General features: G+C 69.7%; 16 protein-coding genes. 3 read left to right on the plus strand and 13 right to left on the minus strand.

What is annotated here, in order from left to right; genetic code table 11:
- Nucleotides 1-73: 73 nt before the first annotated feature.
- The 8 genes from NWF24_RS00960 to NWF24_RS00995 form a co-directional block, all read right to left on the minus strand.
- Nucleotides 74-781 (minus strand): helix-turn-helix transcriptional regulator, encoded by a 708-nt coding sequence (locus NWF24_RS00960; RefSeq protein WP_258352566.1) that lies wholly within the window; start codon nucleotides 779-781, stop codon nucleotides 74-76.
- Between the two features lie 50 nt (nucleotides 782-831).
- Nucleotides 832-1,383 carry a hypothetical protein gene (locus tag NWF24_RS00965; protein WP_258352568.1) on the minus strand — a complete coding sequence of 184 codons (552 nt, stop codon included), beginning with the start codon at nucleotides 1,381-1,383 and terminating at the stop codon, nucleotides 832-834.
- Between the two features lie 42 nt (nucleotides 1,384-1,425).
- Nucleotides 1,426-2,583, minus strand: coding sequence for an SLC13 family permease (locus tag NWF24_RS00970; protein ID WP_258352570.1), 1,158 nt, complete (start codon nucleotides 2,581-2,583; stop codon nucleotides 1,426-1,428).
- Nucleotides 2,580-3,845 carry an MFS transporter gene (locus tag NWF24_RS00975; RefSeq protein WP_258352572.1) on the minus strand — a complete coding sequence of 422 codons (1,266 nt, stop codon included), beginning with the start codon at nucleotides 3,843-3,845 and terminating at the stop codon, nucleotides 2,580-2,582. Before NWF24_RS00975 ends, NWF24_RS00970 begins: the two co-directional genes overlap by 4 nt.
- Before the next feature lie 19 nt (nucleotides 3,846-3,864).
- On the minus strand, nucleotides 3,865-4,662 hold the full coding sequence (locus NWF24_RS00980) for a hypothetical protein (protein ID WP_258352574.1): 798 nt from the start codon (nucleotides 4,660-4,662) through the stop codon (nucleotides 3,865-3,867).
- 151 nt (nucleotides 4,663-4,813) lie between these two features.
- Complete coding sequence (locus NWF24_RS00985; protein ID WP_258352576.1) at nucleotides 4,814-6,184, minus strand: sigma-54-dependent transcriptional regulator; 1,371 nt, start codon at nucleotides 6,182-6,184, stop codon at nucleotides 4,814-4,816.
- A complete protein-coding gene (locus NWF24_RS00990; protein ID WP_258352577.1) occupies nucleotides 6,169-7,629 on the minus strand; it encodes a sensor histidine kinase in 1,461 nt (486 codons plus the stop codon). Before NWF24_RS00990 ends, NWF24_RS00985 begins: the two co-directional genes overlap by 16 nt.
- Nucleotides 7,630-7,666: 37 nt before the next feature.
- Nucleotides 7,667-9,199: a class I adenylate-forming enzyme family protein gene (locus NWF24_RS00995; protein WP_258352578.1), complete on the minus strand. Its 1,533-nt coding sequence runs from the start codon at nucleotides 9,197-9,199 to the stop codon at nucleotides 7,667-7,669.
- Nucleotides 9,200-9,378: 179 nt separating this feature from the next.
- Here NWF24_RS00995 and NWF24_RS01000 point away from each other — a divergent pair, with 179 nt between their 5' ends.
- Nucleotides 9,379-9,876: a hypothetical protein gene (locus NWF24_RS01000; RefSeq protein ID WP_258352582.1), complete on the plus strand. Its 498-nt coding sequence runs from the start codon at nucleotides 9,379-9,381 to the stop codon at nucleotides 9,874-9,876.
- Nucleotides 9,877-9,891: 15 nt separating this feature from the next.
- Here NWF24_RS01000 and NWF24_RS01005 read toward each other — a convergent pair whose 3' ends face one another.
- Genes NWF24_RS01005 through NWF24_RS01015 form a run of 3 tightly spaced genes read right to left on the minus strand, consistent with a single transcriptional unit; the run spans nucleotide 9,892 to nucleotide 15,681 of the window.
- The gene (locus tag NWF24_RS01005; protein WP_258352584.1) at nucleotides 9,892-11,334 is read right to left on the minus strand and encodes an efflux transporter outer membrane subunit; all 1,443 of its coding nucleotides are present in this window, start codon (nucleotides 11,332-11,334) and stop codon (nucleotides 9,892-9,894) included.
- Between the two features lie 5 nt (nucleotides 11,335-11,339).
- A complete protein-coding gene (locus tag NWF24_RS01010) occupies nucleotides 11,340-14,477 on the minus strand; it encodes an efflux RND transporter permease subunit (RefSeq protein ID WP_258352586.1) in 3,138 nt (1,045 codons plus the stop codon).
- A 13-nt stretch (nucleotides 14,478-14,490) separates the two neighbouring features.
- Entirely contained in the window at nucleotides 14,491-15,681 is a 1,191-nt protein-coding gene (locus tag NWF24_RS01015) for an efflux RND transporter periplasmic adaptor subunit (RefSeq protein ID WP_258352587.1), read from the minus strand.
- A 135-nt stretch (nucleotides 15,682-15,816) separates the two neighbouring features.
- On the opposite strand from NWF24_RS01015, the gene baeS reads away from it, so the two are divergent.
- Together baeS and NWF24_RS01025 are read left to right on the plus strand one after the other, a co-directional pair.
- On the plus strand, nucleotides 15,817-17,202 hold the full coding sequence (gene baeS / locus NWF24_RS01020; RefSeq protein WP_258352589.1) for a sensor histidine kinase efflux regulator BaeS: 1,386 nt from the start codon (nucleotides 15,817-15,819) through the stop codon (nucleotides 17,200-17,202).
- An 11-nt stretch (nucleotides 17,203-17,213) separates the two neighbouring features.
- Nucleotides 17,214-17,900: a response regulator gene (locus tag NWF24_RS01025; RefSeq protein ID WP_258352590.1), complete on the plus strand. Its 687-nt coding sequence runs from the start codon at nucleotides 17,214-17,216 to the stop codon at nucleotides 17,898-17,900.
- Between the two features lie 18 nt (nucleotides 17,901-17,918).
- Here NWF24_RS01025 and NWF24_RS01030 read toward each other — a convergent pair whose 3' ends face one another.
- A complete protein-coding gene (locus NWF24_RS01030; RefSeq protein ID WP_258352592.1) occupies nucleotides 17,919-19,055 on the minus strand; it encodes a DegT/DnrJ/EryC1/StrS family aminotransferase in 1,137 nt (378 codons plus the stop codon).
- Nucleotides 19,052-20,020: a Gfo/Idh/MocA family protein gene (locus NWF24_RS01035; RefSeq protein ID WP_258352595.1), complete on the minus strand. Its 969-nt coding sequence runs from the start codon at nucleotides 20,018-20,020 to the stop codon at nucleotides 19,052-19,054. The genes NWF24_RS01030 and NWF24_RS01035 overlap by 4 nt, the downstream gene beginning before the upstream one ends.

Consider the following 20,020-nt stretch of genomic DNA (forward strand, 5'->3'; position numbering starts at 1 on the left):
CTAAGCGACGCGGTCGTCGCGCAATGACGGTCCGTCGTCGCGCAACGACGGTTTTGCGCCGGGGAAGGCGCAGTCAGCGGCGCAGCGCGGCGGTGAGTGCGGAGTGCGATCGGTAGCCCGTGCGCCGCGCCGTCTCAGCGACGCTCATGCCGCCCAGCCGCAGCTCACGCGCATGCGCCAGCCGCAGCGAGCGCAGCCAGTGCATCGCGCTCACGCCCTGTTCGTCGCGGCAGCGCTGCGCGAACTGGCTCGGGCTCAGGCAGGCGACATCGGCCAGGTCGGCCACGCTCAAAGGTTCATGCCAGCGGGCTCGGGCCCAGTCGGCGAGCAGGGTCCAGTCGATGCGTCGGCGGCGCGAATCGGCAGATGCCGGTGCGGGGCTCCAGGCCTCCAGCAGCAGCGCGGGGCCGTGCTGCAAGGCCAGGGCCGAGGCCTGCGGTTGCTTCATGCATTGCGCCAGGTAGCGCGCCAGCGTGTGCAGTTGCGGTGCGTCGGGCGGTGCGCGCTCGGCGCAGCGGGCCCATGCCGGCTGCGTGGTGTCGAGCACCAGGCACAGGCTGCCGTGCTTGCGCGCGCTGAAGTCGTGCCGGTCGCCCGGGGCGACCACCTGCGCCTCGCCCACACCGATGCCGGCGCCCCGGCCTTCGACCTCGATTTCCAGCACGCCGTCGAGGCCGATCAGCACCTGGAAGTGGTCGTGCGCGTGGCTGCCGTGCGAGTGGCCGTAGTCGCGCAGGGCGAGTTCATGGTGGGGCAGCGGGGAGGAACCGAGGACAGGCATGGGCTGTCATGGATTGTCCACGCAGCGCCTCGGCAATGCCACAAGCAGCATCAGCCTCCGTCGGCGTCCTGCAGCGCCTGCCCGTTGACCCGCACCGCTTCGACCAAGCGCCCCTGGCCCGTCGCCAGCGGCTGTGAGCGGCCCTCGGCCCGCACCTTGTCGCCGACCTTCAGGGCCAGCCGCGCGAGGCCGTCGGGCTTTGTGTGGACGAAGTCGCCAGTGTCCAGCACCACGCCGTTGGCCTGTCCGTGGCGCGCGTAGTTGAAGCGAACTACCGTGCCGTCGATGCGTTCACCGGCGTCCACCTGCCGCGGCGCCTTGCCGTCGACCGAGGCCAGCCGCTCGAAGCGGTAGACCGTGTGTTCGGTTTCGCCTTTGGGCGAGGGGTCTTGTTCGATGCCCTCGATCACCAGCGCCTGGCCGGCCTGCAGGCCGGCAAACGCGGGCGCGGCGCATTCGTCGTGGCGATCGAACACGAACTGCGTGGGCACGCCGTCGGTGTCGATTAGCACGCCTTCGATGCGGCCCTTGGGGCTGTAGACCAGGTGCTGGAAACGGCCTTCGACCGACCAGACGTCGAGGGTGTCATGAGGATGTGGCATGGGATGTCCTTTGTCAGTATGTTTGTGAAGCAGAAAGCGCAATCAACCGAGCCGCAGCAGCACTGCGGATGCCGCGCACACGATCAGGAAGGGAATGCCGATGCGATGGAACTCGCGCAACCCGTGCGGCACCTTGGCCAGCCGCAGCGCGATGAGGTTGGCCAGCGAGCCCAGCACGCAGCCGAAGCCGCCCACGCTCACCCCTGCCGCCAGCGCGGGCAGGTCGTGCACGTAGCGGTCCAGCAGGATGGTGGCCGGCACGTTGCTGATGAACTGAGAGGTGACGATGGCCGCGAGGTACGCGCGCCAGCCCTCGGCAATCGGCCACTGGCCCACCAGCGTAGCCACGGCCGGCAGTTCGGCCAGCTGGCGCAGGTCGACGAACATCAGCGCGATGATCGCCAGCAGTGCCCAGTCGACACCCAGCAGCACGCGGCGCTGGAACAGCAGATAGGCGACGAACACCACCACCAGGCCAGCCAGCAGCCAGTGCCGATCGAGCGCGACGACGAAACCCACGAACAGCACGCCCGACAGCGCCAGCAGCCTCGGCTGCACCGGTGCAGCCTCGGCGGCCGGCTTGAGCGCGATGGCCGTGCGCGGCACCAGCAGCCACACGGCCACGAACAGCCAGAACAGCATGACGAGCACGGTGGGCGCCATCATGAGCATGAAGCCACCGAAGCTCTCCCCGGTGCGGTGCCACAGGTACAGGTTCTGTGGATTGCCGATGGGCGTGAGCGCGGAGCCCGCGTTCACCGCCAGTGCCTGGAGCACCACCAGCCGCGCCAGCGGCAGGTGCGCCTGCGTGGCCAGCACGCGCGTGAGAGGTACCAGCAGGAACAGGCTCACGTCGTTGGTGACCAGTGCCGACAGCACGGCGGCCGTGGCGGTGAGCAGCAGCGCCAGTTGGCGCAGATTGGTGGTGCGCGCCAGCAGCCGCTGGGCGGCCGACTGCAGCATGCCGCTCTTTTCCACGCCCTGCGTGATGGCGAGCAGCCCGGCCAGGGCCCCCACAGTCTGCCAGTCGATCAGCTTGAGCCAGTCCATCGGCGCGCGCGGGCGCACAAAGGCGAACAGCACCGCCACCGCCACCAGCACCCAGAGCAGGCCGTTTCCGCCGCCTTCGTGGGTTGCGGGAGCGTCGGCCCCGGAAGCGGCGGACGAAGAGGACAGGGTGGACACGGTGTCTTTGGTCATGGAGCGGCGGTGGTCAGTGCGGAGGCGGCCGGCGCGTTCGCCATCGAACGGCGCCGGTCGCGAGTTTCCGGCATTGCGAGCGCAAAGAGCGTCAGCGCAGCGGCCGCGATGCCCGCCAGCATCACGAAGGCCGTGCCATAGCCGGCCAGGTGCGCGACCGTGCCCGCCACCAGATTGCTGAGCGCTGCGCCCAGCCCCACGCAGGCTGCGCCGATGCCCAGCGCGAAGTTGAAGTGCCCGCTGCCGCGCGTGATGTCGCCGATCATCAAGGTCAGCATCACGCCGAAGATGCCCGCGCCGATGCCGTCCAGCACCTGCAGCGACAGCAGTGCGGCCGGGCTGTCGGCCAGCAGGTACAGCAGCCCCCGCACCGGCAGCACCGCGAAGCCGGCCAGGAAGATGGGCTTGCGCGCCAGTCGCGGCGCCCAGCGCCCGACCGCCAGGGCAATCGGAATGGTGACCAGCTGCGTGACGATCACGCCGCCCGACAGCCACAGCGTGGCCGAGGTGCCGGCCCGCGTGCCGACCTTCTGCGCCACCAGCGTGAGCATGGCGGCGTTGGCCAGGTGGAACAGAAAGGCGCAGACCAGCAGCACGATGAAACGGCGGTCGTACCAGCGTGCGGTGGAACGCGGCGCGTCGGCTTCGTGATCGGCATCGGCATCGGCGCCGCGCGCCAGTCGTGGATCGACGTCGCGCTTGCGGATCAGCATGGCCGCCGCGATGGTCGGCAGCGCCATCGCCACCGCGTAGAAGAACATGGCATGCGGCCCGAACGCGTGGCCCACCCAGCCGGTGCCCAGCGCCCACAGCACCGTGCCCGCCGCAGTGATCGCGGCGTTGCGGCCGACGCGCGCATCCAGCCCGGCGCGGCCCACCATGCCCAGGCTGACGGCCGCGATGGCCGGCGCCACCAGCGTGCCCGCAGCGCCGATGAGCGACTGGCCCGCCAGGATCACACCGTAGCCCGGCCAGTTCGCCATGACCACGAGGCACGCAGCAATAAGTGCGATGGCCCCGGCGATCCAGCGCGGCTTGTGCCGCGCGCTGTCGATCAGCGCGCCGGCCGGCGCCTGCACCAGCAGCCCCACCAGCGCCGAGACGAACATCACGGTGCCGATGCGCTGCGGGTCCCAGGCCAGCGTGCCGGCCATGAAGACGATCAGGAACGGACCGACACCGCCCTGGATGTCGGGCGCGAAGAAGGCCAGTGCGTCGAGTGCGCGCAGGCTGCGGCGCGAAGGTGCGGCGGAGGAGGTCATGGCAGGCTGGGCTGGAAGATCAGGACGCCGGCATCGGGGTCGGTGGCGCCATCAGCGGTGCGTATGGCGCGGGGCCGGCGCCCCTCGGGCCGCGGGGACCGCCGGGGCCTCGGTGTGCAGGCTCCAGCCCCGGGCCCCCGAACACCTCGCGCACCGTGTCCGCGGTCGGACCCATGCTGGTGGCCTCCAGCGCCGTGCCCTGTGCGCCGCGCGTGCCCCAGCCGCGCGCATGGAACTGGGCGCCGGGCTGCAGCTGCGCGCCGTACATCGCGCCGATGTGCGGCGGAAAGCGCACGGTGGTCTTGTCCGCGAGAAGCACGCCGTGCACGTCGCCACGGTCGGTGTACAGCAGGCGATCGATGCGCCCGCCCGCCGACAGGGCAACGAGCGCGCCCGGCTCGCGCGGCGGCGGGGCCATGCCGGGCACCGGCGGCTCGTCGGTCACGCTGCGGCCGTTGGCGGCGAGCGACTGCATGCGCACCACCGGTACGCCAGGCGCGCGCCAGCCGCTGACCTGCACCGTATCGCCGGGCCTGAGTATCTGCATCACTGCAGCCGAGAGGTGCGGCGGAAATGCGACCTGCGTGCCGTCGGCCAGCAGCAGCCCGTCGGCCTCGCCGTTCGGGTTGAGCAGCCATTGCTGCACGCGGCCGCTGGCGACCGTGCCCGCTGTCGGCACGGCGTGTGGCAGTGGCGCGGTGGCGCCGGGCCGCTGCGGGGGGAGCGGTCCGCCCGATGGTGGGGGCGGCATCTGGGCGAAGGCGGCGCTGCCGGCCAGCAGGCAGGCGGCGGCGATGAAGGTGATACGGGGTGTCATGGTCAGCTCCTTGTGTGGATGGATGCCCAAGGACATCTCACACAACGTGCCAGCGCATGAATCCTTTTAAATCAACAACTTGCGTGTGTTTGGCAGCTTGCCATCGCATGATCCGGAGACACCGGGTGTCCGGTTTGCGGACACCTGCGGCTCATTCGAGCCCGTACTGCGCCAGCTTTCGATACAGCAGCTGCCGGTGAATGCCCAGCCGGCGCGCCGTTTCGGCGCGGTTGCCCTGCGTCTGCGCGAGCGCGTTGGCTATCAGCAGGCGCTCGAGCCTTTCGACGGCGGCGGGCAGCTCGCCCTCGAGCCAGTCGGCAGGCAGCGTGTCGGGGGCTGCGCCGCGCGGCGAGGCACCGAGCGCGATGGCCAGGTCCGCGCCGCCGATCACGCGGTGCCGCACCAGCGCGTGGCAGCGCTCCATCACGTTGCGCAGTTCGCGCACGTTGCCCGGCCACGGGTGGCTCAGCAGTCGCTGCGCCGCCTCGGCCGACAGCGCCTTGGGCGCGTCCGGCGAATGGGACGCATCGGACATCGCCGCGCGGCTCAGGAAGTGCTCCGCCAGCGGAATGATGTCCGCCAGACGCTCGCGCAGCGGCGGCATGCGGATCGACAGTACGTCGAGCCGGTACAGCAGGTCTTCCCGGAAGCGCCCCTCGCGCACGGCGGCGGCCAGGTCGCGGTGGGTCGCGGCGACCACGCGCACGTCGACCTTCACCGTCTTGTGGCTGCCCAGCGGCGTGACTTCGCCCTCCTGCAGCGCGCGCAATATCTTGGCCTGCACGTCCAGCGCCATGTCGCCGATCTCGTCGAGCAGCAGCACGCCGCCGTCGGCCGCGCGAAAGCAGCCGGGCCGCTCGCCGGTGGCACCGGTGAAGGCGCCGCGCACGTGGCCGAAGAGCTCGCTTTCGAGCAACTCCTTCGGAATGGCCGAGCAGTTGACGGCCACGAAGGGGCGTTCGGCGCGGGCCGAGTAGCGGTGCAAGGCGCGCGCCACCATTTCCTTGCCGGTGCCCGTCTCGCCGAGCACCAGCACCGGCATCGCGTTGGCCGCGGCCAGGCCGATGCGCTTGTGCACCTCGCGCATCGCCTGGCTCGGACCGATCAGGTCGCCGTCGTCGTCGTCCCCGGTGTTGCTGGCGGACGGCGAGGCCGCCGTCTGCCGCTGCAGCGCGCGTTCCAGCACCTCGCGCACCGCCTCGCGGCTGATCGGCTTGGCCAGGTGGTCGAAGGCGCCCAGCCGCATCGCCTCGATGGTGTTGCCCGCGCTCGAGAACGCGGTGAGCACGATCACCGGCGGCAGCCGCGCCATGCGCGCCTGCAGGGCCGCAAGCGTTTGCAGGCCGTCCATGCCGGGCATGCGGTGGTCGAGGAACACGGCATCGAAGCGCTCGCGCGACAGCGTCTCGATGGCCTCGTTGCCGCTGGCGACGGCGACCGTCTCGTGGCCCAGGCCCTGCAGCGTCTCGGCCAGCGTGTCGCGAAAGGCGTTGTCGTCGTCGACGATCAGGAGGTGCGCCATGGAAGTTCCAGTTCGAAGCGGGTGCCCGGTGTCAGCGGCACGTGATGCAAGTCACCGCCATGCGCCAGCGCCACTTCGCGTGCCAGCGCCAGTCCCAGCCCGGTGCCGTCGGCGCGGCCGGTGGCGAAGGGCTCGAACAGGCTGGCCTGCAGCGATTCGGGCACGCCGGGGCCGTCGTCGTCCACGCGGATGGCCAGCGTGCGCGCATCGGGCTGAAGGGCCGAGAGCACGACGTGGCCGCCGCGCGGCGCGTGGCGCACCGCGTTGTCGAGCAGGTTGTCGACCGCGCGCGCCAGATGCACCGGGTCGAACACGGCCTGCGCAGGTCCGTCATGCCGCAACGCTACCTGCACGCTTGCCGCACCGGACTTGTTGGCGACGGCCGCGACGCGCTCTTCGAGCCAGCGATGCAAGTCGACCTGCAGCGGTGCCAGCGTCACCGGCTGCACGAGCGCAAGAAGGCTCTGCACCAGCCCATCGAGCCGGTCGATCTGCCCGACGATCACGCGCAGTGCCTCGCCCTGCTTCTCGGGTGTGGCGGCCAGTGCGTTCTCGGCCTTCAGCCGCATGGTGGCGATGGGGTTGCGGATCTCGTGCGCGATGCCGCCCGTCATGCGGCCCAGCGCGGCCAGGCGCTGGTCGCGGCTGCGCTGCTGGGCGGCCACGCGCAGGTGGGCGCGGGCCTCCTCGAAGCGCAGGCGGTAGTGGTTGAAGCCGTCGACGATGCGGTCGAGCTCGCGCACGCCGGTGCGCGGCAGCTCCGGCATGGCGCCGCCGACGGCATCGGCCTGCGCCAGCCGGTTTTCCAGGCGCTGCACGTGGCGCAGCCCGCGCAGCAGGATGAAGCCCAGCCACAGGCCCGAAGCCAGCACCAGCAGCAGCAACACGCCCAGCCCGGTGCGCAGGCTGTCCTGCGCAGCCAGCGCACCGCCGTTGGTACGGGTCATGGTCCAGGCCGCCAGGTCGTTGCCCGGCGCCGCCAGCGGGCAGGCCGCGACGATCAGCGCCTCGCGGCTGCCGCGCACCACGTCGGTCTGCGGCTGTTGCGTGCGGGCCGCGAGCTGCGCCATTTCGGCGATCAGCGGCTGCTCGGCGGCAGGCACGTCGCGCTTCACGCCGCTGCCTTCGTAGGTTGGGTAGGCGTAGGCCAGCTGGCCGCCGCCGGCCTGCCACACGCCGCCTTCGACGTGCGGCGCCTCGACCAGCACCAGCTGCAGCAGCACCTGCAGCAGGTCGACCTGGGGTTGTGCGGGGGCGGGCGCGGTGGCCGACCTGGCATAGCGCGCGGCGATGGCCCGGCACGACTGCTCGGTGGCCGTGCGCCCCGCCGCCACCTGCGCGCCCGCACTGCTGCGGTACAGCGTGAGCATCACCACCGCCAGCGCGGCGCACATGCCGAACAACAGCACCCAGAAGAACAGCAACTGACCGCGCAGGGATTTCATCTGCCGCGATCCTGCTCCGCCTTCGGGCCGCGGCGCATCAGCCGTGGTCACGTTCGCGCAGTTCGCGCTTGAGCACCTTGCCGATGGCGCTGCGCGGCAGCTCGTCGATGAAGCTCAGCCGCGCCAGGCGCTGCGTCTTGCCGAGCTGCGCGTTGGTCCATTGCAGCAGCGCGTCTTCGCTCGTGGCGTCGCCCTCGCGGCGCACCACGAAGGCCACAGGCGTCTCGCCCCATTGCTCCGACGGCACGCCGACCACCGCCACGTCGGCCACCGCCGCATGGCCGCGCAGCACGGTCTCGAGGTCGCTCGGGTAGATGTTGAAGCCGCCGCTGATGATCATGTCCTTCTTGCGGTCGAACAGCGTGAGGAAGCCGTCGGCGTCGAAGCGGCCCACGTCGCCGGTGCGGATGAAGCGCTTGCCGGTGGCGTCGAACCACTCGGCCTCGCGCGTCTTCTCGGGCTGGCGGTGGTAGCCGGTCATCATGCCGCCCGAGTGGCCCACCACCTCGCCGGCCACCTCGGTGTTGCCGCGCGGCAGCTCGTTGCCTTCCTCGTCGATCAGGCGGATGTCGCTGCCCTCGGCGGGCTGGCCCACCGTGTGCAGCTTGGTCGGGTGCAGGTGAGCTTCCAGGATGCAGGTGCCGCCGCCCTCGGTCATCCCGTAGAACTCGATCAGCCCGCCGGGCCAGCGCTTGAGCACGTCGCCCTTGAGCGCGGCGTTGAAGGGCGCGCTGGTGCTGAACTTGAACTTGTAGGAAGACAGGTCGTGCTCGTCGAATCGCGGGTGCGCCATCAGCCGCTGGTACTGCACCGGCACGAGCATGGTGTGCGTCACGCGGCGCTGCTCGGCCAGCTGCAGGTAGCCGAGCGCGTCGAACTTGGGCATCAGCACCACGCAGCCGCCGAAGGCCAGGGTGGGGAAGAACACCACCAGCGTGGTGTTGGAGTAGAGCGGCGTCGACAGCAGCGTGACGGTGTCGGTGCTGTATTCGTACCTGGCGCCGCGCTGCACATGGGACCAGCGCATGCCGTGGCCCTGCACGATGCCCTTGGGCTCGCCCGTGGTGCCAGACGAATAGATGATGTTGAAGGCCCACGCCGGCTGCACCTCGACGGCCTCGGGCTGCGAACCGGCCGGTGCCAGCCAGCCTTCGATGTCGCGGCCGACCTGCGAGCCGTCGAGCGCGACGCGTGCAATGCCACCGTCCTTCGCGGGGCCGATCACCTCGGCGGCCGAGGCGTCGCTGAACAGGATGCGCGCGTCGGCGTCCTCGATCATGCGGGCCAGGCTGGCGGGCGTGGAGCCAGGCGCCAACGGGGCCACCGCGACGCCCGCGCGCAGCGCGCCCAGGAACACGGCCGCGTAGTTCACCGACGACGAGGCGCAGATGGCGATGGCGTCGCCCGCCTTGAGCCCGTCGCGCTGCAGGCTTGCCGCGACGCGGTCCATCAGCGCGTCGAGCGCGCGGTAGTCCAGCGTGCGGCCGGCATCCGCCAGCGCGGCGTGGTCGGGTGTGTGTTGTGCGTGGAGGCGAACCAGGTCGGCAATGGCGCCGAAACTGCGTTCCATAGAGGCTTGAACAGCGGGGTGCATGGGAGAGTCAGTCCTTCATCTTGGCCAGCCGGCAGGATAGCGGACCCGTCGCGCATGGCCAGCGCCTGGGCGACGCCTGCCGGTGCAGGACACAGCGCCGTCAGTTGCCGATCAGGAAGGCGGGGCCACGATGCCCGACCATCAAGGAGCTCACCATGGGATTACTCGACATCCTCCAGCAGGCCATCGGCAACAACAGCAACAACGCCGAGGCCCACATCGACCAGGTCGCGCAGCACGCCTCTCCCGGCGAGCTTGGCGCGGGGCTCGCCGCGGCCATGCGCTCGGACCAGACGCCGCCTTTCGGCGACATGGTCGGCAAGCTGTTCGGCCAGTCGTCGCCCGCGCAGCAGGCCGGTGTGCTCAACCAGATCCTGGCCACGCTGGGCCCGGCGGCAGCCTCGGCACTGGCCGGCGGCGTGCTCGGGCGCGTGCTGCAGCCGGGGCAGACGCAGGTCACGCCCGACCAGGCCTCGCAGTTGTCGCCCGCGCAGGTGACCGAGATCGCCACGCATGCCGAGCAGCAGCATGCGGGCGTCATCGACGAGGTGAGCCAGTTCTACGCGCAGCACTCGGGGCTGATCAAGACACTGGGCGGCGCGGCCATTGCCATCGCGCTGGCGAAGATGAAAGAGAACGCCACGCGCGGCTGACGGACTCCGGGGCGGTCAGCGTGCCGACGCTGTGGTCTCGGCCCGCACCGTGTCCCCACCGCCTATCACCTTGTAGAGCGTGATGCGGTTGCTCTGCTCCGACAGGCGCAGCGTGATCAGCGTCTGCTGCGCTGTGTACAGCGAGCGCTGCGCGTCCAGCACTTCGAGAAAGCTGTAGCTGCCGCTGCGGTAGAGCGCGTTCGACAGCGTGTAGCTCTTCTGCGTGGCATCGACCAGCGACTGCTGCGCCGCGATCTGCTCGCCGATCGAGCCGCGCGTGGCCAGCGCGTCGGCCACTTCCTTGAACGCGGTCTGCACGGTCTTCTCGTAGGTGGCGAGGTCGATCTCGCGCTGCGCCTTTGCCGAGTCGAGGCTGGCGCGGTTGCTGCCGGCGTTGAAGATCGGCAGGCTGACCGACGGCGCGAAGCTCCAGGTGCTGTTGCCGCCCTTGAACAAGCCCGACAGCGCCGTGCTCGACGAGCCTGAGCTCGCGGTCAGCGAGATGCTCGGAAAGAAGGCCGCGCGCGCCGCGCCGATGTCGGCGTTCGAGCCCTGCAGCGTGTGCTCGGCGGCCAGCACATCGGGCCGCTGCTGTAGCAGCGTCGAAGGCAGCCCCGCGGGCACGTCGACCAGTGCGCTGGCCGTAGCCATGCCAGCGGCCGGCAGCAGGTCGTCGGGCACGGTGGTGCCGGCCAGCAGGTCCAGCGCGTTGCGGTCGAGCGCCACCTGCGCGGTGTAGCTGGCCACGTCCACACGCGCGGAATCCACCGTCGTCTGCGCCTGGGCCAGCGACAGCGCCGAGCTGGCGCCCAGTTCATGCATGCGGCCGGTCAGCGCATAGGTGCGCTGCTGGCTGGCCAGCGTGTCCTGCGCGAGCTTCAGCCGTTCGTTGTCTGCGGCCAGCGTGAGCCAGGCCGAGGCGACTTCCGCCACCAGGCTGATCTGCGTGCTGCGGGTCGTGGCCTCGGTCGACAGGTAGCTCTGCAGCGCCGCCTCGTTGAGGTTGCGCACGCGGCCGAACAGGTCGAGCTCGTAGCTGCTGAAGCCCAGCGACGCGCTGTAGGTCGAGCCGATGGACGATTCGCCGCTGCTGCTCGTTGCCGCCGAGGTGCGCGCGCGCGTGGCACCTGCCGTGGCCGAGACGCTGGGGAACAGCTCGGCGCGCTGCACGCCGTACTGCGCGCGCGCCTTCTCGATGTTCTGCACCGCCACGCGCAGGTCGCGGTTGTTGGCCAGCGCGAGCGCAATGGTGCGGCGCAGCCGGTCGTCGGTGATGAAGCTCTGCCAGCCGGTGGTGGCGGAGACGGTCGCGTCCTTGGCCTCCTTCGCACCCGTGGAGGCCGGCCAGGTGGCGGGCACCGGCGCTTCTGGCCGCGAGTACACGGGCGCGAGGTTGACGCAGCCGGCCAGCAGCGCGGCTGCAACGAGTGCGGAGAGTCTGAAATGAATTCGGGTCATGGCGTTCATGCCTCAGGCAGCGCGGTCAGCGTGGATGCCGCCGCGGGTTTTTTCTTTTGCGCGAAGAAGCGCCGGATCACGACGAAGAACAGCGGCACGAAGAAGATGCCCAGCGCGGTGGCGGTCGCGATGCCGCCCAGCACGCCCACGCCGATGGCGCGGCGGCTGCCCGAGCCCGCGCCGGTGCTCAGCGCCAGCGGCAGCACGCCGAACATGAAGGCCAGCGAGGTCATGAGAATGGGCCGCAGCCGCAGGCGCACCGCCTGCAGCGTGGCCTCGACCAGCGCAACGCCTTCGTCCTGAAGCTGTTTGGCGAATTCCACGATCAGGATCGCGTTCTTCGCCGACAGGCCCACCGTAGCAAGCAGCCCCACCTGGAAGTACACGTCGTTCGACAGCCCCGCCAGCTTCGTCGCCAGCACCGCGCCCAGAACGCCCAGCGGCACCACCAGCATCACCGAGAACGGCACCGACCAGCTTTCGTACAGCGCGGCCAGGCACAGGAACACGAACAGGATCGACACCGCGTAGAGCAGCGGCGCCTGCGAGCCCGACAGGCGTTCCTGATACGAGCTGCCGGCCCATTCATAGCCGATGCCCTGCGGCAGCTGCTTCATGATGTTTTCCACCGCATCCATCGCCGCGCCCGAGCTCACGCCCGCGGCTGGGTCGCCGATCAGCTCGAACGACGACATGCCGTTGTAGCGCGACAGCTGCGGCGAGCCGTACGTCCAGCGGCTGCTGGCGAAGGCCGAGAACGGCACCATCTCGCTGCTGGCGTTGCGCACGTACCAGCTGTTCACGCTGTCGGGCTGCATGCGGAAGGGTGCGTCGGCCTGCACGTAGACCTTCTTCACGCGGCCGTTGTTGATGAAGTCGTTCACGTAGCTGCCGCCCATGGCGCTGGACAGCGTGTCGTTGATGTCCGAGGTCGACAGGCCCAGCGCAGAAGCCTTGCGGTCGTCGATGTCGATGGCGAACTGCGGCGTGTCGTCCAGGTTGTTGCTGCGCACCTGGCTCAGCGCCGGGTCTTTCTTGGCCAGGGCCAGGAATTGCTCGCGCGCCTGCGCCAGCGCCTCGTGGCCGATGCCGCCCAGGTCCTGCAGCTGCACGTCGAAGCCCGCGTTCGAGCCCAGGCCGCGCACGGCCGGCGGCAGCATGACGAACACGTTGGCGTTGCTGGTGCGCGCGGCCATCTCCATCGTGAAGCGGCGCGACAGCGATGCGGCGTCCTGCGCCTTGCCGCCGCGCTCGCTCCAGTCCTTCAGCGTGATGAAGGCATTGCCGGTGGCCTGGTCGCCGCTCAGGCCGGTCAGCGTGATGAAGTGGGCAACCTCTTTCTGCGAGGACAGGTATTGCTCGAAGCTCTTCATGGTCTGCTGCAGCTGTTCGTCGGTGGCGCTGGCGGGCAGCTTCACCTGGGCCATCAGCGTGCCCTGGTCTTCGTCGGGCAGGAACGAGGTGGGCAGGCGCATGAAGGTCACGGCCAGCACGCCCACCAGCAGCGCGTACACCAGCAGGCTGCGCTTGCCGCGCCGCAGCAGGCCGCCGACGCCCGAGCGGTAGCGGTCTGCATTGCGCTCGAAGTTGCGGTTGAACCAGCCGAAGAAGCCGCGTTTCTCGTGATGCTGGCCGGCCTCCACGGGCTTGAGCAGCGTGGCGCACAGCGCCGGCGACAGCGTGAGCGCCACCAGCACCGACAGCAGCATGGCCGCGACGATGGTCACCGAGAACTGGCGATAGATCACGCCCGTCGAGCCGCCGAAGAAAGCCATGGGAATGAACACCGCCGACAGCACCAGCGCGATGCCCACCAGCGCGCCGGTGATCTCGCGCATCGACTTGCGCGTGGCTTCCTTCGGCGAGAGCCCTTCCTCGGTCATGAGCCGCTCGACGTTCTCCACCACCACGATGGCGTCGTCCACCAGCAGGCCGATGGCCAGCACCATGCCGAACATGGTCAGCGTGTTGATCGAGTAGCCCAGCAGCGCCAGCACGCCGAAGGTGCCCAGCAGCACCACCGGTACCGCAATGGCGGGCACCAGCGTGGCGCGCAGGTTCTGCAAAAAGAGATACATGATCAGCACGACCAGCACCATCGCCTCGCCCAGCGTCTTGGCCACTTCCTCGATGGAGATGCGAACGAAGGGCGTGGTGTCGTAGCCGACCACGGCCTTCATCTGGTTGGGGAAGAAGGGCGACAGTTCCGCGAGCTTGGCCTTCACCGCGTTCGACACCGTGAGCGCATTGGCGCCGGTGGCCAGCTTCACGCCCATGCCGCCCGACGGCTTGCCGTCGAAGCGCGAGCTGACGGTGTAGCTCTCGCTGCCGAGCTCGATGCGCGCGACGTCGCCCAGCCGCACGATCGCGCCGCTGCTGCTGTCCGACTTGACGATCACCTCGCGGAACTGGTCGACGGTGCGCAGCTTGCTGCGCGCGGTGATGGTCGCGGTAAGCCGCTGACCCGCGGCCGCCGGCAGCGCGCCGAGCTGGCCGGCCGAGACCTCGGTGTTCTGGCTGGTGAGCGCGCTGGTCACGTCCGAGGGCATCAGCGAATACTTCTGCAGCTTGGCGGGGTCGAGCCAGATGCGCATGGCATAGCCCGAGCCCAGCGTCTGCACGTCGCCCACGCCGTCGATGCGGCTGAGCACGTCGAGCAGGCTGCTGGAGATGTAGTCGCCGATGTCGGTGGCCGAGGCGCTGCCGTCCTGCGAGACCAGCGAGACGATCATCAGGAAGTCGGTGCCCGACTTGGTGACCGTCACGCCCTGGCTCTGCACCGACTGCGGCAGTTGCGACTCGGCCTGCTGCAGCTTGTTCTGCACCTGCATCTGCGCCACGTCGGCGTTGGTGCCGGCTTCGAAGGTGAGCTCGATGCGCGCGGTGCCCGACGAGGTGCTGCTCGACGACATCGAGACGAGCCGGTCGAGGCCCTTCATCTTCTGCTCGATCACCTGCGTGACCGAGTCCTCGATGGTCTTGGCCGATGCGCCCGGGTAGGTCGCGTTGATGGAGACCTTGGTGGGTGCGATGTTGGGGTACTGCTCCAGCGAAAGCGTGGCGATGGACAGCCCGCCGGCAAGCATGATGACGATGGCGATGACCCACGCGAAGATGGGCCGGTCGATGAAGAAGCGTGCCATGTGCGTTGCTTCCTCAGCGGCTGGTGCCGACGCTTGCCGCGCTGGCCACCGTTGCGGTGGTATCGGCGGTCACGGGTTTCACTGTGTCGCCCACTTTGACTTTGAGCGAGCCCTCGACGATCACGCGCTCGCCCGCCTTCAGCCCGTCGGTCACTTGCCAGCGATTGCCGACCGCGCGCGACACCTTCAGCGCGCGCTTCTCGACCTTGTTGTCGGCAGTGACCACCAGCGCCGATGCATCGCCGCTGGCCGTGCGCGTCACGCCCTGCTGCGGCACCAGCAGCGCCCGTTCGGCCACGCCCTCTTCGAGCACGGCGCGCACGTACATGCCGGGCAGCAGCGTGCGCTCGGGGTTCGGCACCAGGATGCGCAGCGTGACCGCGCCCGTGCCTTCGCTGACGGTGACGCTCGCGAACTGCAGGCGCCCGGTATGGGCGTAGACCGTGCCGTCTTCCAGCAGCAGCTTCACCGAGGCTTCGCTCTTGTCGCCGCTGCTCTTGAGCGTGCCGGCCGCCAGTTCGCGCTGCAGCCGCAGCAGCTCGGTGGTCGATTGCGTCACGTCGACATGGATCGGGTCGAGCTGCTGCACCGTGGTGAGTGCGGTGGTCTGGCTGGCCGTGACCAGCGCGCCCGGCGTGACCGTCGAGGCTTCGATGCGCCCTGCGATCGGCGCGGTGATGCGCGTGAAGCCGAGGTTGATGCGCGCCGTGTCGAGCGAGGCGCGGGCCACGCCGAGCTCGGCTTCAGCTTGCTGCAGCGTGGCCTGGCTGTCTTCGCTGGTCTGCCTGCTCACGGCTTCGATCTTCGCGAGCTCGGCATTGCGGCGCGCGGTGACCTTCGCGGAGTTGACCGTGGCCTCGGCCTTGGCGACGCTTGCCTGCGCGCTGGCGTAGGACGCCTTGTAGCTGGCAGGATCGAGCTGGTAGAGCACCTGCCCGGCCTTGACCAGCGCGCCCTCTTCGAACAGGCGCTGCTGCACGATGCCGCCGACCTGCGGGCGGATCTCGGCGCTCAGGCGGGCGCGGGTGCGGCCCGACAGCTCGGTGGTGATCGGCTGGTTCTCGGGCTGGATGGTGACCACGCCGACTTGCGCGGCGGGGAGCTGGGGCGGTGCGGAAGAAGAGCCGGAGCATCCCGCGATCGCGCCCAGCAGGCCGATGGCCAGGGCGCACGCGAGGCCGGTGCGGATGAAGCGGGAAGACATGTTCAGGATTCCAATCAGGTTGGAATCCATGGTCTTCAGTGAATGTGGAGCGAATGTGGAGGTCCCTGCGGCATGCACGGCCATGGGTACGGAGTACACCGCGCGGGCCTCATCTGGCTTATCTTGTGGCCCTTCATGAAGATCAGCATCACCACCAAGCTCTTTCTTGCCGTGCTGGCCACCGCCGTGCTGGCCGTGGTCGCGATGGGCGCCGCCTCGCGCTGGAACTTCGAGCGCGGCTTTGTCGGCTACCTCAACGAGCAGGGCGTAGAGCGGCTCGACGCCGTGCTACCGAATGCCGTTGCGGCCTACCGGCAGAACGGCAGCTGGGACTTCCTGCGAGACGACCCGCGCCCGTGGTTCGAGATCATGCGGCCCGCGCCTTCCGCCACGGGCGAGCGCTTCGAGCCGGGGCGCACCCCGGCGCTGGTGTCCGACCTGACGGGCGCCGTGCTGCGCATCGCGCTGCTCGATACGGACAGGCGGGTGATCGTGGGCTTCAGGGAGATTCGCAAGGGTGCCATCGAACGCGCCGTGGTGGTCGACGGCAAGACCGTGGGCTGGGTCGCCATGATGCCGTTCCAGAGCGTGAGCGAGGCCGGCGACCAGCGCTTCCAGAAAAACCAGCTGCGCGCGAGCTGGATCATCGGCAGCCTGTGCGTGCTGCTGGCCGCGGGCATCGCGTGGTGGATCGCGCGGGTGCTGCTCGCGCCCGTCAAGCGCGTGGCGGCGGCCACGCATCGGCTGACATCGGGCGACTACGCGAGCCGCGTGGCAGTGGCATCGCACGATGAGGTGGGACAACTGGCGCGCGACTTCAATTCGCTGGCCTTCACCTTGCAGCGCAACGAGCGGATGCGCCGCGAGTTCATGGCCGACGTGTCGCACGAGCTGCGCACGCCGCTGGGCGTGCTGCACGGCGAGCTGGAGGCGATGGAAGACGGCGTGCGCCGCCTCGACGCGCAGGCCGTGCGCTCGCTGCAGCACGAGGTGGGCATGCTCAACAAGCTGGTGACCGACCTGTACGACCTGTCGATGGCCGACGTGGGTGCGCTCGCGTACCGCAAGGCCGACATCAACCTGCGCGAGCTGCTGGAGCTGAGCGTGGATTCGTTCCGCGAAAGGCTGGCTTCGGCTGGCCTGCGGCTGGAGCTGGTGCTGCCCGCGCAGCCGCTGATGATGTTTGCCGACGAACGGCGCATGCAGCAGCTGTTCAGCAACCTCGTGCTGAATAGCTGCCGCTACACCGACGCGGGCGGCGTGCTGCGTATCGAGGCGCGCGAGGACGGCAACGAGATCGCGATCGATCTCATGGATTCGGCGCCTGGCGTCGACGCGACGCTGCTGCCGCGCCTGTTCGAGCGCTTTTTCCGCGGCGAGGCTTCACGCAATCGCGCCAGCGGCGGCGCGGGGCTTGGCCTGGCCATCTGCCGCAGCATCGTGGAAGCGCATGGCGGCACCATCGAGGCCAAGGCTTCGCCGCTGGGCGGGCTGTGGATTGCGGTGCGGCTACCGCAATGAACGACACGACCATGGCAACTGCTTCTTCACCCGCACACATCCTGATCGTCGAGGACGAGCCGCGCATGGCGGCGCTGCTCGCCGACTACCTCCAGGCCTCGGGCTACACCTCGCAATGGATCGCCAACGGGCTGGAGGTTGTGCCCTCCGTGAAGACCCGCCGGCCCGACCTTGTGCTGCTCGACCTGATGCTGCCCGGCCAGGACGGCATGAGCGTGTGCCGCGAACTGCGGTTGTTCAGCGAGGTGCCCGTCATCATGCTCACGGCGCGCGTCGAGGAGGCCGACCGCCTGATGGGCCTCGAGATCGGCGCTGACGACTACATCTGCAAGACGCCCTTCAGCCCGCGCGAGGTGGTGGCGCGCGTGAAGGCGCTGCTGCGCCGCAGCGGCTATGCGTCGCGCGAGGCATCGCCCCTGCAGATCGACGAGCAGACGTACAAGGCGACGCTGCACGGCACCCCGCTGGGGCTGACGCCCATCGAGTTTCGCCTGCTGAAGGCGCTGGCCGATGCACGCGGCCGCGTGCTGTCGCGCGACAAGCTGCTCGACCATGTGCATGCAGACCAGCGCGCAGTGACCGATCGGGCGGTCGACAGCCATGTGAAGAACCTGCGCCGCAAGCTCGACGCGGCGAGCCAGGGGCAGGAGTTGATACGGTCGATCTACGGGGTGGGGTACCGGCTCGACCTGCCTTGATCGCCGCGCTCGCCCGTATCAAGCGCCAGTCGCAGCAGCTTGCCGCACGGCACCGATGATGTACTCGATTTCCTCGTCGTCGAGCATCGGGTAGAGCGGCAACGCGAGCGAACAGCCGGCCAGCGTCTCGCTGTGCGGCAGGGCGCCGTTGCCGTGCCAGGGCTGGAGTGCCTCGTGCCGGTGCAGCGGCTGCTCGTAGTAGATGCGGGTGGCGATGCCGGATGTGGCCAGTCGGGCCGCAAAGGTTTCGCGTTCGCGCGGGCCGGGCAGCCGGATGACGAAGTAGTTCCACGCGTGGCCGGGCGAGTCTGGCGGCAAGCGAATCGGCAAGTCCGCCCAGGCCGACAGGTAGCGTGCGGCGATGGCGCGCCGTCGCGCGATGTGGGCCGGGAAATCGTCCAGGGCGGCATTGAGCAGGCAGGCTTGCAGTTCGTCCATGCGGCTGTTGTGCCCGAGGCAGTGGTGCTGGCCGTCGTGGTAGCCATGGTTGCGCAACAGCCGGGCCTTGCCGGCGTGGAGCGGGTCCCTGAAGGCCAGCGCACCGGCGTCGCCGGCAGCACCGAGGGTCTTGGTCGGATAGAAGCTCATCGCCGCGGCGTCGCCCCATGTGCCGGCGTTGCCCGCCGCGGTGCCGTCACTGGCCCGGGCGCCGAGGCACTGGGCCACGTCCTCGACCAGCAGCAGTTTTTCGTCGCGGCAATATGCGGCCAGCTCGGGCAGGCCGCTCGGGTCGCCAAAGAGGCCGACCGCGAGGATCGCGCGGGTCCGGGGCGTGCGGGCGTTGCGGAAATGCGCGAGCGTTGGCAGGAAGTCGTCTGGCGCGCTGTCGACGAAGACCGGCCGCGCGCCGGCGCCGAGCACTGCTTCCGCGCACGCGACGAAGGTGTAGGTCGGCATCAGGACCTCGTCGAGCGCATCTCCTCCACCCGCGCTTCCGATGCCGAGGCTCTTGAAGGCCAGCAGCAGTGCTTCGGAGCCCGACCCCACGGCCACGGTCTCGCGGCCGTGCAGCAGGGTCGACAGCCGAGCCTCCAGAGCCTGGACCTGCGGGCCGAGGATGTACGTGCCGCTGCGCAGCACGGCGGCGAGGGCCTGGGCCAGGCGCGTCGCCATCGGTTCGGCGGAAGCCGCCGGCCGGAACAGCGGGATCTTCATGCGTGCAGTATCTGGCAGGCCCGGGTGACGGCCACAAGGCCGTCGGCACCCGACGCGACGCGGCTGGCCTGGCCCAGGATGGCGCGCCGGAAGCCCTGGTACTGCCGTGCCAGGGCATCGTCGCCGGTCGCCGTCGCTGTCGAACCGCGCAGATCCAGCAGCTGCTCACGGTGGCCGTCGCACACGTGCAACCGGGCGCTGGCCGGCATGCTGCCGTAGCCGCTCTCGAATTCGGCGACCAGTTCGCCCAGCCGCACGCGGGCGCGGACGCCTTGTTCGCCGATGTGCCGCGCGAGCACTTCCAGTGGTGCTTCCACGGGAATCGCGCACAGCCAGGCGAACAGGTCGATGTCGTGCACCATCAGGTCGAGCACGCTGTCCCTGGCCGTGGCCGTGCGGGTCGAATAGCGGCGAAACCGCATGAAGGGACGCCGGCCCTGCTGGCCCTGGCCGTGGCTCGCCGCCGCGTTCCGAAGCCGGTCGAGCATGGCTTCGTCGAACACCGGGTTGAAGCGCTCGATGTGCCCGGTGCTCAGGGTGACGCCGCATTGCCGCGCGGTGTGGATCATCAGGGCGCCTTCGTGCCGGTCGATGCAAAGCGGCTTCTCGACCAGCACGTGGCAGCCGCGCCGCATCAATGCCATCGCGACTTCGGCGTGCGCGTCGTCGCTGGTGGCGACTGTGACCGACGCAATGCCCGGCGGCAGATCGTCCAGGCTTGGCAAAAGCGGCAGCGCCGCGAGTTCGCTGGCAGCGCGGGCCGACGACGAGCAATCCACCAGGGCACGCAGATGGAAGCCGCTCAGGGCGAGGAGCTTTCGGGCGTGGACGCAGCCGAAGCGGCCGAGGCCCACGACTGCATGGGCCAGCGGAGCGTCGAACGGGGGCGGAGCCGTGGAGGTGGCTATGGGGTCGGCGACGATGGCCGTGCTGTCGTCGTCGATGGCAGGCGTCGTGAAGGACAT

The organism is Variovorax paradoxus, assembly GCF_024734665.1.
Taxonomy (GTDB): domain Bacteria; phylum Pseudomonadota; class Gammaproteobacteria; order Burkholderiales; family Burkholderiaceae_C; genus Variovorax.